This is a genomic window from Dactylosporangium sp. NPDC051484, from assembly GCF_040689395.1.
GTDB lineage: Bacteria > Actinomycetota > Actinomycetes > Mycobacteriales > Micromonosporaceae > Dactylosporangium.
The window spans coordinates 194,079-209,768 of sequence record NZ_JBFAZX010000005.1; the positions used below are offsets into that span (position 1 = coordinate 194,079).

Annotated in this window: 19 protein-coding genes and 1 pseudogene; 4 read left to right on the forward strand and 16 right to left on the reverse strand. The window is 70.7% G+C overall.

Translation table 11 applies throughout. The features are described from left to right. Positions 1-62 precede the first annotated feature (62 nt). On the reverse strand, positions 63-986 hold the full coding sequence (locus AB0367_RS11825; protein ID WP_366226214.1) for a helix-turn-helix domain-containing GNAT family N-acetyltransferase: 924 nt from the start codon (positions 984-986) through the stop codon (positions 63-65). A 261-nt stretch (positions 987-1,247) separates the two neighbouring features. On the opposite strand from AB0367_RS11825, the gene AB0367_RS11830 reads away from it, so the two are divergent. The 3 genes from AB0367_RS11830 to AB0367_RS11840 all read left to right on the forward strand — a co-directional run bounded on the left by AB0367_RS11830 (position 1,248) and on the right by AB0367_RS11840 (position 3,973). Next, entirely contained in the window at positions 1,248-1,607 is a 360-nt protein-coding gene (locus AB0367_RS11830; RefSeq protein WP_366226215.1) for a hypothetical protein, read from the forward strand. Between the two features lie 71 nt (positions 1,608-1,678). Then, the gene (locus AB0367_RS11835) at positions 1,679-2,566 is read left to right on the forward strand and encodes a tyrosine recombinase XerC (RefSeq protein ID WP_366226427.1); all 888 of its coding nucleotides are present in this window, start codon (positions 1,679-1,681) and stop codon (positions 2,564-2,566) included. 243 nt (positions 2,567-2,809) lie between these two features. Then, a complete protein-coding gene (locus tag AB0367_RS11840) occupies positions 2,810-3,973 on the forward strand; it encodes an aminotransferase class V-fold PLP-dependent enzyme (RefSeq protein WP_366226216.1) in 1,164 nt (387 codons plus the stop codon). Positions 3,974-4,022: 49 nt separating this feature from the next. On the opposite strand, the gene AB0367_RS11845 is transcribed toward AB0367_RS11840, so the two are convergent. Beyond that, positions 4,023-4,583, reverse strand: a complete 561-nt coding sequence (locus AB0367_RS11845; RefSeq protein WP_366226217.1) for a M23 family metallopeptidase — start codon at positions 4,581-4,583, stop codon at positions 4,023-4,025. A 138-nt stretch (positions 4,584-4,721) separates the two neighbouring features. Between AB0367_RS11845 and AB0367_RS11850 the strand changes: the two genes are divergently transcribed. Next, positions 4,722-4,904, forward strand: coding sequence for a hypothetical protein (locus tag AB0367_RS11850; RefSeq protein WP_366226218.1), 183 nt, complete (start codon positions 4,722-4,724; stop codon positions 4,902-4,904). A gap of 36 nt (positions 4,905-4,940) precedes the next feature. On the opposite strand, the gene AB0367_RS11855 is transcribed toward AB0367_RS11850, so the two are convergent. The 14 genes and pseudogenes from AB0367_RS11855 to ffh form a co-directional block, all read right to left on the reverse strand. Then, the gene (locus tag AB0367_RS11855; RefSeq protein ID WP_366226219.1) at positions 4,941-5,261 is read right to left on the reverse strand and encodes a DUF2469 domain-containing protein; all 321 of its coding nucleotides are present in this window, start codon (positions 5,259-5,261) and stop codon (positions 4,941-4,943) included. Then, positions 5,258-6,004: a ribonuclease HII gene (locus tag AB0367_RS11860; protein WP_366226220.1), complete on the reverse strand. Its 747-nt coding sequence runs from the start codon at positions 6,002-6,004 to the stop codon at positions 5,258-5,260. The genes AB0367_RS11855 and AB0367_RS11860 overlap by 4 nt, the downstream gene beginning before the upstream one ends. Before the next feature lie 2 nt (positions 6,005-6,006). Further along, positions 6,007-6,465 (reverse strand): NUDIX domain-containing protein, encoded by a 459-nt coding sequence (locus AB0367_RS11865; RefSeq protein ID WP_366226221.1) that lies wholly within the window; start codon positions 6,463-6,465, stop codon positions 6,007-6,009. 21 nt (positions 6,466-6,486) lie between these two features. Beyond that, complete coding sequence (lepB, locus tag AB0367_RS11870) at positions 6,487-7,128, reverse strand: signal peptidase I (protein WP_366226222.1); 642 nt, start codon at positions 7,126-7,128, stop codon at positions 6,487-6,489. A 20-nt stretch (positions 7,129-7,148) separates the two neighbouring features. Further along, positions 7,149-7,997, reverse strand: a pseudogene (gene lepB / locus AB0367_RS11875) (signal peptidase I); the annotation flags it as partial. A gap of 670 nt (positions 7,998-8,667) precedes the next feature. Further along, positions 8,668-9,027: a 50S ribosomal protein L19 gene (rplS, locus tag AB0367_RS11880; RefSeq protein ID WP_366226223.1), complete on the reverse strand. Its 360-nt coding sequence runs from the start codon at positions 9,025-9,027 to the stop codon at positions 8,668-8,670. A gap of 130 nt (positions 9,028-9,157) precedes the next feature. Further along, on the reverse strand, positions 9,158-9,874 hold the full coding sequence (gene trmD / locus AB0367_RS11885) for a tRNA (guanosine(37)-N1)-methyltransferase TrmD (protein WP_366226224.1): 717 nt from the start codon (positions 9,872-9,874) through the stop codon (positions 9,158-9,160). Beyond that, positions 9,871-10,419: a ribosome maturation factor RimM gene (gene rimM / locus AB0367_RS11890; RefSeq protein ID WP_366226428.1), complete on the reverse strand. Its 549-nt coding sequence runs from the start codon at positions 10,417-10,419 to the stop codon at positions 9,871-9,873. Before rimM ends, trmD begins: the two co-directional genes overlap by 4 nt. Before the next feature lie 7 nt (positions 10,420-10,426). Then, on the reverse strand, positions 10,427-10,684 hold the full coding sequence (locus AB0367_RS11895) for an RNA-binding protein (protein WP_033357826.1): 258 nt from the start codon (positions 10,682-10,684) through the stop codon (positions 10,427-10,429). Further along, positions 10,659-11,120 carry a 30S ribosomal protein S16 gene (gene rpsP / locus AB0367_RS11900; protein WP_345124812.1) on the reverse strand — a complete coding sequence of 154 codons (462 nt, stop codon included), beginning with the start codon at positions 11,118-11,120 and terminating at the stop codon, positions 10,659-10,661. Before rpsP ends, AB0367_RS11895 begins: the two co-directional genes overlap by 26 nt. Positions 11,121-11,351: 231 nt before the next feature. After that, positions 11,352-11,975: a DUF402 domain-containing protein gene (locus tag AB0367_RS11905; RefSeq protein ID WP_366226429.1), complete on the reverse strand. Its 624-nt coding sequence runs from the start codon at positions 11,973-11,975 to the stop codon at positions 11,352-11,354. 29 nt (positions 11,976-12,004) lie between these two features. Next, positions 12,005-12,655, reverse strand: a complete 651-nt coding sequence (locus tag AB0367_RS11910) for a DUF402 domain-containing protein (RefSeq protein ID WP_366226225.1) — start codon at positions 12,653-12,655, stop codon at positions 12,005-12,007. Between the two features lie 123 nt (positions 12,656-12,778). Beyond that, the gene (locus AB0367_RS11915; RefSeq protein ID WP_366226430.1) at positions 12,779-13,852 is read right to left on the reverse strand and encodes an amidohydrolase family protein; all 1,074 of its coding nucleotides are present in this window, start codon (positions 13,850-13,852) and stop codon (positions 12,779-12,781) included. A 157-nt stretch (positions 13,853-14,009) separates the two neighbouring features. Continuing rightward, positions 14,010-15,548 carry a signal recognition particle protein gene (ffh, locus tag AB0367_RS11920; protein ID WP_366226226.1) on the reverse strand — a complete coding sequence of 513 codons (1,539 nt, stop codon included), beginning with the start codon at positions 15,546-15,548 and terminating at the stop codon, positions 14,010-14,012. Positions 15,549-15,690 lie beyond the last annotated feature (142 nt).

The window sequence follows — 15,690 nt, forward strand, 5'->3', positions numbered from 1 at the left end:
GACAGGTTATTTGATTTTGATATGTGGCCAGGTCGCGACGCAGGTCGGACTGGGTGGGGCCATTACCTGGCCGGATTCAAAAAAATTCTGCGCCAGTGCTGATGGACGAGGTCCTGTCCGTACGCCGGTTTGCGCTCCTCGCTGTCGAGGACGAACCCGGCGCGCTGGTACAGCCGTCGCGCGTCGGCGAGGACGTCGTGCGTGAACAAGACCATCTCGCGGTAGCCGGCGCGCTGGGCGAACCGGATGCACTCGTCGACCAGCCGACCGCCCACACCCAGGCCGCGGGCCTTCGGCTCGACGAGCAGCAGCCGGAGCTTCGCCGTCGCTTCGCCCTCGCGGCCGGCACGGACGCAGAAGATCGATCCGACAGGCTCGCCGTCGACCTCGGCGATCCATCCGCGGTCCCAGCGGGGGTCGCGCGACTCGGCGTAGTCGGCGACGATGCGCGCCACCATCGCCTCGAACTGCTCGTTCCAGCCGTACTCCGCGGCGTAGAACGCGCCGTGGCGCTGCACGACCCAGCCGAGGTCTCCCGGGCCGGGCGGGCGCAGCACGACCGTCCGCGCGGACGCGGAGCCGCCACCGAGAATCGACTCGATGGCGTCCAGGGCGCCGATCAGCCGTCGCCGGTCCGTCTCCGTCACGGTCGCCAGCAGCGCGGCCGCCTGCGCGTCCGAGCGCTCGTCGAGCTCGCCCTGCGCGGCCCGGCCGGCGTCGGTGAGCCTGATGCGCTGCTTGCGCGCATCCGCGTCCGAGCGTTCACGCACGACCAGGCCGTCGTTCTCGAGACGGCCCAGGATGCGACTCAGATATCCCGCGTCCATGTCCAGCCCGTGCCGCAGGTCGGCGACCTCCAGCGCGGGCCCGGGCGCGGCGGCCAGCTCGTACAGGACGCGGGCCTCGGCGAGGGAGTACGGCGAGTCGAGCAGCCCGGCCCGCAAAACGCCGATCAGGTTGGTGTAGAAGCGGTTGAATCGCCTCACCGCTGTCACCGTCTCGATATCCATAGTTGACATCGTCATGAGATCTATTGACCCGGTCAACAATCTCCCGGAAAGCCGGGCGGCATGACGTCACAACTGCCGGGAGACGCAGCTTCGTCAGGGCTGACCCATGATCAGTGCGCCGGGCCCGGCGATCGACCGGACACTGCCGAAACTTCTCGAAGAAATCCAAAGAGTTCGCGTACTCGCGATCATGCTGACTGATACCGATAGCGGGATAGCGGACGCTATCGTGGCGCTATGACCGCTCCTGTCGACAAGCTCGTAGGGCTGCTCGAGTCCCTCCCGCCCGCCGACCGTCAAGAGATCACCGCCTGGCTGCTCAACCGCACCGTCCCCGCCGGCCCCGGGGCACTTCTGGCCAGCGCCACGCTGCCTGGCCGCAACCTGATGGGCGCACCCGACCTGCGCCCCGAGAGCAGCCACAGCGCGCTCGGCGGCTCGCTGCCTGTCGGCGAGGAGAGCCAGTTGGTGACGTTCCGCCTGCCGGCCGAGCGGCACGCCGAGCTGCGCGCCTGGTGCACCGAGCACGGCTTCACGATGGCCGCCGTGGTGCGCGGGCTGATCGAACGGTTCCTCGAAGAGCAGCAGCGCAGGTGAAGCCGCGCAAGGCAGCCACGACAGGACCCGCGGCCGGAACCGCCGAGCTGCACGAGCGACTCCCACCGGCGATGCGGGAGGCCGTCGACGACTTCGCCCGGCATCTCGCGGCCGAGCGGAACCGGTCGGTGCACACGGTGCGGGCATACGTCGGCGACGTCGTTTCACTGCTGGACCATGCCGCGGCCGCGGGCGCGGAGGCCCCCGCCGCGCTGACGCTTTCGGTGCTGCGCGGATGGCTCGCGCGCAGGCGCGCGGCCGGGGACGCCCGGACGAGCCTGGCCAGACACGCGGCGGCCGCGCGGACGTTCACCGCATGGGCGAAGCGGGAGGGCCTCGCCGACGCGGACCCCGGGCAGCGGCTGGCCAGCCCGAAGGCCCACCGCGACCTGCCGACCGTGCTCCGTGCGGATCAGGCCGAGACGCTGGTGACGTCCCCTTCCGGGCGCGCGGACGCCCTGGGGCTGCGCGACCACGCGGTGCTGGAGCTGCTGTACGGCACCGGGATCCGGGTCAGCGAGCTCTGCGGCCTCGACCTCGGCGACGTGGACCGGATGCGCCGCGTCGTGCGGGTCATCGGCAAGGGCGACAAGGAGCGCTCGGTGCCGTACGGGCTACCGGCCGACCAGGCGCTGACCGAATGGTTGCGGCACGGCCGGCCTGCGCTGGAAGTGGCGCAGAGCGGCCAGGCGCTGCTGCTGGGAGCCCGCGGCGGGCGGTTGCAGGCCGGGGCGGCGCGGCGGATCGTCGACGGGTATGCCCGGGCCTCCGGCCTGCCGCACACCTCACCGCACAACCTGCGTCATTCCGCCGCCACGCACCTGCTGGAGGGCGGCGCCGACCTGCGCTCGGTGCAGGAGATGCTCGGCCACGCGTCGCTGTCGAGCACGCAGATCTACACCCACGTGTCGATCGAACGGCTGCGGAGCGCGTACGAGCAGGCGCATCCGCGTGCGTAGAGACCCGAGCCGACGCGTCCGCGGGCGTTGGCGGCCAGACCAGGCCCGCGTCCGCGCCGGCGTGCCAAGGCCCCCCGCGGTGCGGTCCGGGCGATGCGGTCCGAGCAACACGGGAGCGTGCCGTGTTCGTTGAGCGGGACGCTGTCCGGGGCGGGCTCGGTGGCGCGGGTGTGGGTGCGCGTCGGGGGGCGTGCAGGGCCAAGCAGGCGCGGTCGTGCCGGTTGGAGCCCTAAGATCGTGGATGTGTCCGCACCCGAGCCGCTTCCGGGCGCGCGGCTGCTCTTCTCGCACGATGCAGCCGTCGCGCATTTGAATCATGGGGCGTTCGGCATGGTGCCGATCACCGTCCAGCGCGCGCAGCAGCGGCTCCGCGAAGAGATGGATGCCAACCCGCACCGGTTCTTCGCCGTCGGCCTCGAGGAGCGTATCGCGCACGTACGGCGGCACCTGGCCGCGTTCGTGGGGGCCGATCCGGAGGGGACGGCGCTGGTCGGCAACGCCAGCACGGGCACGTCGATCGTGCTCGGGAGCCTCTCCCTCGGCGCCGAGGACGAGATCGTGACGACCGATCACGGCTATGGCGCGGTGGATCTCGCCGTGACGGCGACCTGCCGGCGGACCGGGGCGGTCCATCGGGTCGCGCGGGTGCCGCTCGCGGCGGACGATGCGACGGTGACCGCGGCCGTGCTGGACGCGATCACCGAGCGGACACGCCTGCTGATCGTCGACCACGTCACCGCCGCGACCGCGCGGGTGTTCCCGGTGCGGGGCATAGTCGAGGCGGTGCGGGCGCGCTGGGGCGACCGGGTGGCGATCCACATCGACGCCGCGCATGTGCCGGGCATGCTCGACCCTGCGGTGGACGAGCTTGGCGCGGACTTCTGGGTCGGGAACCTGCACAAGTGGGCGTACGCGCCACGGGGCACCGCGCTACTGGCCGTCGCGCCCGCGTGGCGGGACCGGATCCGGCCGCTGGTGCTGTCGTGGTCGGCCGAGGCGGGCTTCCCGGCCAGTCTGGAGTGGGTCGGCTCATACGACTACACGTCGTGGCTCGCGGCGCCGACGGCGCTCTTCGTGCTGCGCTCGCTCGGCATCGAGGCGGTGCGGCGGCACAACTCGGCGCTTGCCGAGTACGGGCAGCGTGTGGTCGCGGAGGCAATCGATGCCGAGCTGCCGGCCGCTACCGGGCTGCCGATGACGCTGATCCCGCTGCCTGCGGGCGTGGCGGTCGACCAGGCGGGCGCGGCCGCGCTGCGTCGGCGGATCTCGGACGAACTCGCGACCGAGGTCGGACTCGCCGGCTGGCGCGGGCGCGCATACCTGCGGCTGTCGGGCCAGGTGTACAACCGGCCCGAGGACTACCAGCGGCTCGCCGAGGGCCTGCCGAAGCTGCTGGACCGCCCGTAGCCCACGCGCCGACGCTGCACGCTTCAGCAGGAACGCGCCGGGCCGGCCGCTACGTCAGGGGAAGCAGGCGAACGCGGGCGCGGTGCAGCAACGTGAGCGGATCGGAGTACACCCCCTCGTCCGAACGCAGCCCCCAGTGCAGGCAGGCCGCGACCGGGCAGCCCGGATGGCCCGGTCTCAGCGTGCCCAGTCGCATCCCCGGGGACACGGCCTGGCCCTCCACAACGGTGGGGGCGACGGGCTCGTACGTGGTGCGGAACCCGCCCGGATGCCTGACGCTCACCACCGGCCGCCCGCCGACGGTCCCGGCGAAGATCACCGTGCCGGGGCCGGCGCTGCGCACGATCTGCCCAGGGGCGCCCGCCAGGTCCACGCCGCGGTGGCCGGCGGCGTACCGGTCCGAGGGCGGCTCGAAGCCCCTGGTGACCGTCATGGGGCCGTCCAGCGGCGCCTGGTACGCCTCGACCGGTGGCTCGTGGGCAACCGGCGCCTCACGGGAGGCCGGCGGCGAGGCGAGCGCGGAGCCGACGGCCGCCACGACGGCGCCGGCTGCGGCGATGACGGTGGCGGCGGCGGCCAGGATCCCGAGACGAACGAGAGTCTTCAACATGGCGGGCAGCGTTGCCGAAACGGGCGTTCGCGGCAAACGCGATCATGGCTATCCTGTGGACAAAGCACCGCTTGTGGACAACCCGCGCGCGGCCACGAAATGTGCTAAAAGCGCCGGACGGACCAGGAGGAAACGGGCATGAACGCATTGAAAGCCGTGCTCGTCATCGTGGGACTGATCGTGGTCGGCATGCTCGCGTGGTGGCTGCTCAAGCTGGTGTTCAGCCTGGCGCTGTACCTGATCGTCGGTGCACTTGTCGTGGGCGCGTGCTGGTACGCGTACAACCGCTATGGCGGACCGACGCGGACCCGGCGCCGGTAGAAATTTCTCCTCCGGGTCCGCGTGACGGCGGGGGCGTCAGCCGCCGAAGGCGTTGTCCGGCAGCGAGATGTCGGGCTTCTCGAGCTCCTCGACGTTGACGTCCTTGAACGTCATCACCCGGACGTTCTTCACGAACCGGGCGGGACGGTACATGTCCCAGACCCACGCGTCGTGCATCTCGACCTCGAAGTAGACCTCGCCGTCGGAGTTGCGCACGTGCAGATCGACCTGGTTGGCCAGGTAGAACCGGCGCTCGGTCTCCACCACGTAGGAGAACTGGCGGACGATGTCGCGGTACTCCCGGTAGAGCTGGAGCTCCATCTCGGTTTCGTACTTCTCGAGATCTTCGGCGCTCATCGCGGTCCGCCTTCCATAGCCACATTGTCGCCCACTTGCGCCGGAACCCGTGCGGCCTCGCCGGGCGCCACGCCGACGTTACCGCGCCTTTGCCCCGGCCGCTCCACCGCCGCCACGTTCGCGTAGGAGAAACGGTGCTCGGCGCACGGCCCGTGTGCGGCGAGCGCTGCGCCGTGGTCCGGCGTCGAATAACCTTTGTGCTCGTCGAAGCCATACTCGGGGTACGACTCGTGCAGTTGCTCCATGAGCCGGTCTCGCGTGACCTTTGCCACGACACTCGCCGCCGCGACGCACGCGGCGACCTGGTCGCCCTTCCACACAGCCAGGCCGGGAATGCCGATGCCGTCGACCTTGAACCCGTCGGTGAGCGCGTAGTCGGGTCGCACGGACAGGCCCGCGAGGGCGCGGCGCATGCCTGCGAGGTTGCATACGTGCAGGCCGCGGCGGTCGATGTCGCCGGGCGGGATGACCACGGCGCTCCACGCCTCCGCGCGCCTGACCACCTGCTCGTAGATGCGCTCCCGCGCGGCCGCGGTGAGCAGCTTGGAGTCGTTGAGTTCCTCGATCTCGCCGCGACGGCCCGGCGGCAGGATGACGGCGGCGACCACGAGCGGCCCCGCGCAGGCCCCGCGGCCCGCCTCGTCGGCGCCGGCCACCCGGCTGAAGCCTCGCCGCTGCAGGGCCCGCTCAAGGGCCCACAGGCCCGCTGCGCGGTGCACGACGGTGCGCGGGGGCGCGAGCATGCTCAGCCCACCTCCCGCAACAGAGCGGCGAGGTCCGGCGGGTAGAAGCGCTCCGACGTCGCGTCGAGCTCGCCGGCGGACCACCAGCGGGTGGCGTCGACGCTGTCGACCTCGTAATCGGCAAGGTTGGTCAGGTCGGCGGTGAACGCCTCCGCGCGCACGACGAAGAACGACTGCTGCTGCGAGTACCAGCGGCCGTCGAACGGGAACTCGACCTGGTCGGTGCGGATGGGGCCGACGAGGTCGGCGGGGGTGATGCGCAGCCCGGTCTCCTCGTAGACCTCACGCACGGCCGTCTCGGTGAGCGACTCGCCCGCCTCCACGCCGCCGCCGACGGTGAACCAGTAGCGGTGCTCGGGGTGCGCCGGATCGCATCCGCGCAGCAGCAACACGCGCCCGGACGGGTCGAGCAGCAGGACCCGAGCCGCCCGGCGGTCGATGTCTGCCGCAGCCTCCGTCATACCGACGAGACTACGGCGTTGTCACCTGGAAGTCGGATCGGGCACCTTGTCGAAGCTGTCCGGGACGCTGAGCCAACTCGCTCGCGAGAAGGGCCAGAAGACCACGAAGGCGCGTCCGACGACGTCGCTCTCGGCGATCGTCGCCTGGTTCGGGTCCTTCGTGCGGATGAAGTTGTACCGCGAGTCGCCCGACCGCGACCGGTGATCTCCCATCACCCAGAGACGACCCTTGGGGACGGTGACGTCGAACTGCTCCTCGCTGGGCAGGTCCTGCAGCCCGTCCGCGTTGGCGTAGATGTACGGCTCGTTGAGCGCAGTGCCGTTGATCGTGATCCGCTGCTTGTCGTCGCAGCAGACGATGTGATCACCACCGACTGCGATGACCCGCTTGATGAAGTCCTCTTCGGACGGGTCGTTGCGCCACGAGCTGGGCGCCTGGAACACGATGACCTCGCCGCGGTGGGGCGAGCGGAAGTCGTACACCAGCTTGTTGACGAGCACGCGGTCCTTGATCAGTAGCGTGTTCTCCATCGATTCGGACGGAATGTAGAACGTCTGCAGGACGAAGGCCCGCACCACCACGGCTACGATGATCGCCACACCCAGCAACACCGGCAGCTCGCGCCAGAACGTACTGGGCTTCTTGGTCTGCTCGTCAATCACGCCTGAAGGGTACGTGCTCGTCAAAATCGGCGACGCCTCAACCGCTCCTGACGCGCCGAACGGCTCGAAAGCGCCAGGGACGCCGCGATCGGGGCAATCACCATGTCCGGGACGAACGGGATGGCGGGCGCAGTCGTGATTGGTGGGCCCGGAGGCCCCATGGCCGCGGGTTTCGGGACGTTCTTGAACGTGTCGGGCATCGTTATCCAGCTCCACCGACTGCTGGGCCACAGCACGACGAACGCACGACCGATCACGTTGGCGATCGGGACCTGGCCCTGACAGCGCGAGTCCTGCGAGACGCCGCGATGGTCGCCCATCACGAACATCTGGCCGGCCTGCACCTTCACGGGTCCGAACCGGCGGGCCGTGCACTGCTTCGGGTTGGGCGCGGCGTCCAGCGACGAGTCGTCGTACAGGTACGCCGACTCGTCGAGCGGATAACCGTTGACCGTCACCCTGCCGTCCGCGTCGCAGCACGCCACGGTGTCCCCGGGCAGGCCGATCACCCGTTTGATGAAGTCCTTCTCGTCGGGTTGGGAAACGCCCACAAGATCGCCGACGGTACGGCCGAGCTCCGCGAAGAAGCCCGCGTTCTTGTCGACCTGATTCTCCGGCGCCCACGTGTCGGGGCCGGTGAAGACGACGACCTCGCCCCGCTCGGGCTCGCGCACGTCGTAGAGGACCTTGTTGACCAACACCCGGTCGCCGATGAGGAGGGTCTGCTCCATCGAGCCCGACGGGATGAAGAACGCCTGGACCAGGAACGTGCGGATGAGCACGGCGAGGCAGAACGCCACGATCAGCAGCAGCGGCAGCTCCTGCCACAGCGGCATGTTCTTGCGCTTGCGGCGGACCTTGCTGCGCCACGAGGAGGCCGAGTCGTCGTCGGAGCCGCCGCGTGCGCGGAGGCGCGACCCCGACCCTGTGGAGCGCTCGCCGCGGTCATGGCTTCGTTCGTACCGCTCGCCGCGATCCCGGCGGTCGCCGTACCCAGACTCGTCATAGCCGTCGGCGTCCTCGAACGCGCGGTCGCGCACGATCGGCGGCTCGTCGTCCCCGCGGCCGTGGCGCGAACCATACGGGTCGTCCCAGGCCCGGCTGCCACGATTCCAGTCGCCACGATCGTGGTCGTCGCGCCGATGCTCACCCCGGCGGGGCGTGACGTCTTGGCGCCCGTGGGCGTCTGCGCGCGTCCGGCCACCGTCGTAGGCGCGTTGCTCCTCCGGGGCGTCCGGGCGACCCGTGGTTGCCCAGTAATCGTGGCCCGGGTAGCGGACGTCACCGAAGGGGTGTTGCTGCTGCTGCCCACGCTCCCCGCCCGCCTGGTCCGGGTGGCGGTTACGTGGGTGTGGGTCATCGGCGCGATCGTCGTAACCATCGCGTCCGTAGGGATCGCTTGCCATCGGCGTCAGCCTAGAGGCACAAGACCACTTTGGGGAGTCCTGCTCCTCTTGACCGAAAGACCCGATCCCGGACGCGACTCAGGGAGGGAACGCGCGGCGCCCCTCCCTGACGACGATGCGGCGAAACGCGCGGTCAGCTGCTGACCTTGGTCTCGCGCTTCTCCTTGATCTTGGCCTTCTTGCCCCGCAGATCGCGCAGGTAGTACAGCTTGGCGCGGCGCACGTCGCCGCGCGTCACGACCTCGATCTTGTCAACGGCCGGGCTGTTGACCGGGTAGGTGCGCTCGACGCCGACGCCGAAGCTCACCTTGCGAACCGAGAAGGTCTCCCGCAGGCCGGCGCCCTGGCGACGGATCACGACGCCCTGGAAGACCTGGACCCGGGACCGGTTGCCCTCGACGACCCGGGCGTGCACCTTGATGGTGTCGCCGGCGCGGAAGCTCGGGATATCGGTCCGCTGCGACTGTGCGTCCAGCGCGTCCAGCGTGTTCATCGCGGCTGTTCCTCGTCACTCAAGGCACGCCCGATTTCCGCGGCGCGCGAGGGTTAGATGATCATGGGTGCGGGCACATCAGCCCGCGCCAACCTCACTACTTTGCCACATCGACGCGCCGAACCTGAAATCAGGCCCCTTGATCGGCACCGCGGGCCTGCCGCTCCAGTGCCTCGATGAGGTCGGGGCGCCGCTCCGCGGTGCGCTGCAGCGCCTGCTCGCGCCGCCACCGGGCGATACGGCCGTGATCACCGGAGCGCAGGATCTCCGGCACGTCCAGGCCGCGCCAGCTGGGCGGCTTCGTGTACATCGGGGCCTCGAGAACGCCGTCGGCGTGCGACTCGTCCACGAGCGAATCAGCGTTGCCCAGCACGCCGGGCAGCAGCCGGGTGATCGCCTCCAGCACAACGAGGACCGCGACCTCGCCGCCGAAGAGCACGTAGTCACCCAGGGAGATCTCGCTCACCCGCATCCGGGTCGCGGCGTGGTCGAAGACCCGCTGGTCGATGCCCTCGTACCGGCCGCAGGCGAACAGCAGGTGCTGCTCCGCGGCCAGGGCGCGTGCGGTCGCCTGCGTGAACGGCGTTCCGGCCGGACTGGGGACGATCAGGTGCGTGTCCGGGCCGGCCAGTTCGTCAAGAGCCTGGCCCCACGGCTCGGGACGCATGACCATGCCGGGGCCGCCGCCGTAGGGAGTGTCGTCGACGGTGCGGTGCACGTCGTGGGTCCACCGCCGCAGGTCGTGCACGGCCAGCCGCAGGGTGCCGTTCGCGCGGGCCTTGCCGATGAGCGACAGATCGAGCGGCGCGAGGTATTCGGGGAAGATCGTGACGACGTCGACCCTCATAGGTCGAACAGGCCTTCCGGCGGGGTGATCACGATGCGGCGCCCGGGCACGTCGACCTCTGGCACCATCTCGCGCACGAACGGCACCAGGCCGATGCGCCCGTCCTCGAGCCGCACCACCAGCAGGTCGTGCGCGGGCGCGTGGTCGATGCGCAGCAACTCGCCGACCCGCTCCCCCGCGCCGTCGACGACGTCGAGGCCGATGAGCTCGTAGTCGTTGAACTCGTCGGGGTCCTCGCTGGCCGGGATCGCGGCGCTGTCCACGCACAGCAGGACGCCGCGCATGTCCTCGGCGAGGTTGCGGTCGTAGACGCCCTCGAAGACCACCAGGAGGCGGCTCTGGTGCGGGCGTACCGACTCGATGGTGAGCGTCGGCGGAGGCTTCCAGGCGCCCGCAGGAACAGTCTGTAGATGCCGCACCGCCGTCGAGTCGGTCTGGAGGACCGACCCGACGGCGAAACGCTCTGCCGGCGCATCCGTGCGCACGTCCACGAGGACTTCGCCCCGGACGCCGTGCGCACGGATCACCTGGCCGACGACGAGCAGCATGCGATCAGTACGCGTCGACGATCTCGACGCGCACTCCGCGCCCGCCGATCGACGTAATGACTTGCCGCAGCGCCTTGGCCGTGCGGCCACCGCGCCCGATCACCGTGCCGAGGTCCTCCGGGTTGACCCGGACCTCCAGCCGCTGACCGCGACGGGAGTCGACCATACGGACACGGACATCGTCGGGGTTGTCGACGATGCCCTTGACCAGGTGCTCAAGCGCTGGGCGCAGCACGTCAGGCCTCCGCGCCGGCGCCGGCACCGGACTGCTCCTCCGCCTGCGCGGCCGGAGCCTCGGCCTCGGCCTTCTTCTTCGGTTCGGCGGCCTTCTTGGCCTTCGGCGCGTCGGCCAGACCGGCGGCGGCCTGCGCCTCGGCCTCGTACGTCGCGCGGCGGTCGGGGGCCGCTGCGGCCACCTTCAGCGGCTCAGCCGGCGCGGGCAGACCCTTGAACTTCTGCCAGTCGCCGGTCTTCGACAGGATGGCCCGCACGGCCTCGCTCGGCTGCGCGCCGACGGAGAGCCAGTGCTGGACGCGGTCGGAGTTGACCTCGATACGCGAGGGCTCCTCCTTCGGGTGGTACAGCCCGACGAATTCGATCGCCCGGCCATCGCGCTTGGTGCGCGAGTCGGCGATGACGATGCGGTACTGCGGGTTGCGGATCTTGCCCATCCGCAGGAGCCGGATCTTGACGGCCACTTGGTTGCTCGCTCCTGGATCTGTTGGAAGCCGAGCGACCGCCCGGACACCGTGGGGATGGTGCCGTCGGCTGCTCTGTTGGACTGGCGTAACGCCGGGTTAGAGGGCTCGGACGCACACCGGATACCAGCAGACCATTCTGCCAGACCCGCTACCGCAGGCAAAACGGGCCCCGGTCCTGGCGGCCGTCTGCCTCATGCCCATGCAACGGGTTCGGGCCGTACGCGTCGCTCAGCGCAGCGGCGGGCGGTCCCAGCCCGCATCGAGGCCCGGGATCGCCCACCCCGGCGGCGGCATGAAGTCCGTCCATGTGCCGTCGAACGGGAACCCGCCGGCCTCGATCTCCTTGATGACGCGGAGGCCCTCCTCGCGTACCGCGGCCTCGTCCGTGACCCAGTAGTGCTCCGGGATCGCGAGGCGTTCGAGGAACTCCTCCTCGTCCTTCCACTGCCAGCTGCGGTCGGGCGCGACGAGGATGTCGAGGTCCTCGTCGGTCACGTCGACCCCGGACGCGCCGCCCGGGTCGCTCCAGCGGATCGCCGGCCGTTCGAGGTTGACGTACCAGCCGGTGAAGACGTCGGCATCGTCGCGGAACCACCACACGGAGTGCGCGGGGTCGCCGGGCCGGTGCAGCTTCAGCACTCCGGGCCCGTTCCAGGTGCCGTGCTTGAGCCCGGTGCCGCGCGTGACGTACTCGGCGAACGGCATCGTGCGCATCCCTCGCCCGTCGCCGGAGACCTCGTTCACCACCGGCGTGTGCCGGGCGATCCAGATCAGCAGCCCGCGCTCGTCGTCGGACACCACGCGAGCGGGGCGCACCCAGCCGATCCGCCCCCGCCGCACGTTGCGATGCATGATCGCCTGACCCGGCGTGAAGACGACGCTCAACCGCGCTCCCTCGGTCGGTCCCAGCCCTCGGTCACGGGCTCCGGGATGGTCCACTCGGCCGGCGGCCGGAAGTCGGTCCACGTGCCGTCGAACGGCCACGCCCCGGCCTCGATGGCGGGCACGATCTCGCGCCCCTGCGCCCACACGGCGTCGGGATCATCCACCCAGTACGCGCCCGGGTACGCGAGGCGCTCCTCGAGCTCGTCCTCGTCCTTCCAGTCCCAGCGACGGTCGGGCCAGACCCAGATGTCGAGGTCCTGATCGGTCAGATCGACGCCGGCGACCGCGCCGTCGTCCCAGGTGACGCCGGGCTCCTCAAGGTTCACGTACCACGCGCGGAAGCCGCCCTGCGGGTCGAAGAGCCACCACACGGAGAACGCGGCCCCTAGAGGATGAAACTTCAGGGTGCTCGGCCCGCGATACACATCCTGGATAATCTTCTTCGGCGCCTCGATCCACTCGCCGAACGGCATGTCGCGCGGCCCGAGGCCGTCCTCGCTCACCTGACGGATGAGCGGGCTGCCGGTCGCGAGCCACAGCCGCGTGCCCTGCTCGTCGTCGGAGACCACCCGGGTCAGCGGAGCCCAGACCAGCGTGTCATGGGTGAAGTGCCGGTGCAGGACCGGTCTTCCGGGACGCAACGGCACGACCGAGATTGTATCGGCTTGCGCCCACACCCGGTGCCCGCCGCGCGGGCGCCGCACCACCACGGACATCGCCTCCGGGCGCGTCCGGGCCTCCGGCGGCGCCGCCCCGGACTCGGCCAGAGATCAGCGGATCACACGCCCGCGCAGGACGATGCGGCGCGGACGGAGCAGGGTGGTGAGGTCGCGGCGGGGGTCCTCGGCGTACACGACCAGGTCCGCCAGGCCGCCCTCGACCAGGCCAGGGAAGCCGAGCCACTCCCGGGCGCCCCAGGACCCGGCGCGCAGCACAGCCTCCGCGGGAAGGCCGGCCTCGCGGTGCAGCAGGAGCATCTCCTCGGCGGCCAGGCCGTGGTTGATGCCGCCGCCGGCGTCGCTGCCGACGTAGATGGGTACGCCCGCTTCGTGCGCGGCGCGGACCACGGACGGGAAGCGGTCACGGAGGGCGAGCATGTGGCCGGCATACGCCGGGAACTTGTCCCGCGCCTGCGCCGCGATGCCGCCGAACGTCGCGATGTTGATCATCGTTGGCACAAAGGCGGTGCCGCGGCGGGCCATCTCTTCGATGTCGGCCTCCGCGAGGCCGGTGCCGTGCTCGACGGAGTCCACGCCGGCGCGGACCAGGGCGGACACCGACTCCTCGGCGAACACATGGACCGCCACCCGGGCGCCGGCGTCGTGCGCGGCCGCGACCGCGCCGGCCATCGCGGCGACGTCCCAGGCAGGTGCGAGGTCGCCGCTGTCGCGGTCGATCCAGTCGCCGACGAGCTTGACCCAGCCGTTGCCGAGGGCCGCCTGCCGGGTGATCTCGCCGGTCAGGTCGGCCTCGCCGACCTCGACCCCGATGTCGCGCAGGTAGCGCTTCGGCGGCGCCACGTGCCGCCCCGCCCGTGCCAGCCTCGGCACCTCGGGGTCGTCGTCCAGCGACGGGTACGGAATCGGCGACCCCGCGTCGCGGATCGCCAGCACGCCCGCGTCGCGGTCCACGACGGCGAGCGACCGAGCGGCGTCAAGATCGTCCGACGGCCTGCCGCCCGACTGGATACCGATGTGGCAGTGGGCATCGACGAGGCCGGGCAAAACGAACCCCTCGTCGGCGATGGTCAGTGCCCCGGTGACCGGCTCGAACGTCACCCGGTCACCCACTAGCCAGAGGTCGCGTCGCTCGCCGGACGGCAGCAGCGTCGCCCGCACGTGCAGCGCGGGTCCGGACGCCGCCGACCTGGCGGCCGCAGCCGGCCGAGCCGACGCGGCCCGGCCGGCGGACGCGCCCGAGCCGCCGGACCCAGCCGCGCCCCCGGGCACGGCCGTGGACGCGCCCGAGGACGCATCGGGGTTCACGGTCACAGCTGGTGGCTCAGGCGTCCTTGTCACGCTTCTGCAGCTTCGAGAAGTCGAGCTTCGGCAGGCGGAAGCCGGGCGGCATGCCCGCCGCGCTCGGGTCCATCGCGGCCGGGTCGAGGCCGGGCGGGAGCTGAGGCATGCCGCCACCGAGCCGGGGCTGACGCATGCCGCCGGTGTTGCCGCCCTTCGTGCCCTTGCGCTTGTTCTTCGGCGACTTCGTGGCCTTGCGGCGACCACCGGGCAGGCCCATCATGCCGCCCATCTGCTTCATCATCTTCTGCGCGTCGGCGAAGCGGGTCAGCAGCTGGTTGACGTCGGTGACCGAGACGCCGGAGCCGTTGGCGATGCGCACCCGGCGGGAGGCGTTGAGGATCTTCGGGTTGGCGCGCTCCTTCGGGGTCATGGAGCGGATGATCGCGGTGACCCGGTCGAAGTGCTTGTCGTCGATCTCGGCCAGCTGGTCCTTCATCTGGTTCATGCCCGGCATCATGGCCAGCACGTTGGCGATCGGGCCCATGCGGCGCACGGCCTGCAACTGCTCGAGGAAGTCCTCGAGGGTGAACTCCTGGCCGCCCATGAGCTTGGCGGCCATCCGCTCCTTCTCATCGTCGGCGAACGCCAGCTCGGCCTGCTCGATGAGGGTGAGCACGTCGCCCATGCCGAGGATGCGCGAGGCCATCCGGTCGGGGTGGAAGACGTCGAAGTCCTCAAGCTTCTCGCCCGTGGAGGCGAACATGATCGGCTGGCCGGTGACGTGGCGCACGGACAGCGCGGCGCCGCCGCGCGCGTCGCCGTCGAGCTTGGACAGCACGACGCCGGAGATGCCCACGCCGTCGCGGAAGGCTTCGGCGGTGCTCACCGCGTCCTGACCCACCATGGCGTCGATGACGAACAGGACCTCGTCCGGATCGACGGCGTCGCGGATGTCGGCGGCCTGCTTCATCATCTCGGCGTCGATGCCGAGACGGCCGGCCGTGTCGACGATGACGATGTCGCGCATCTGGCGCTTCGCGTGATCGATCGCGTCGCGGGCGACCTGGACCGGGTTGCCGACACCGTTGCCAGGCTCGGGCGCGTATACCTCAACGCCCGCGCGGCCACCGAGGACCTGCAGCTGGTTGACGGCGTTGGGCCGCTGAAGGTCGGCGGCGACGAGCAGCGGCTGGTGGCCCTGTCCCTTGAGCCACCGGGCGAGCTTGCCGGCGAGCGTGGTCTTGCCGGAACCCTGCAGACCGGCAAGCATGATCACGGTCGGTGGGTTCTTGGCGAACTGCAGCCGGCGCGCCTCGCCACCGAGCGTCGCCACGAGCTCCTCGTGGACGATCTTGATGATCTGCTGGGCCGGGTTGAGCGCCTGCGACACCTCCGCACCCCGCGCCCGCTCCTTGAGCCGGGCGATGAACGCCTTGACCACGGGCAGCGCGACGTCGGCCTCGAGCAACGCGAGCCGGATCTCCCGCGCGGTGGCGTCGACGTCGGTGTCGGTGAGCCGCCCCTTGCTTCGCAGCTTCGAGAAGATGCCGGAAAGCCGGTCACTCAGGGTGTCAAACACGACGCATCCGTCCTCGGGTGTAGGAGACCCTTGAAGGGTACGCGACCACGGACCGCGCGTCGCGGCCCGCAGCGCCGTGCGACCGCGCGTTGATGTCGGCACAGCGCTCGCGACCTGTGCATTCTCCGCGCCCTCGTCCGCG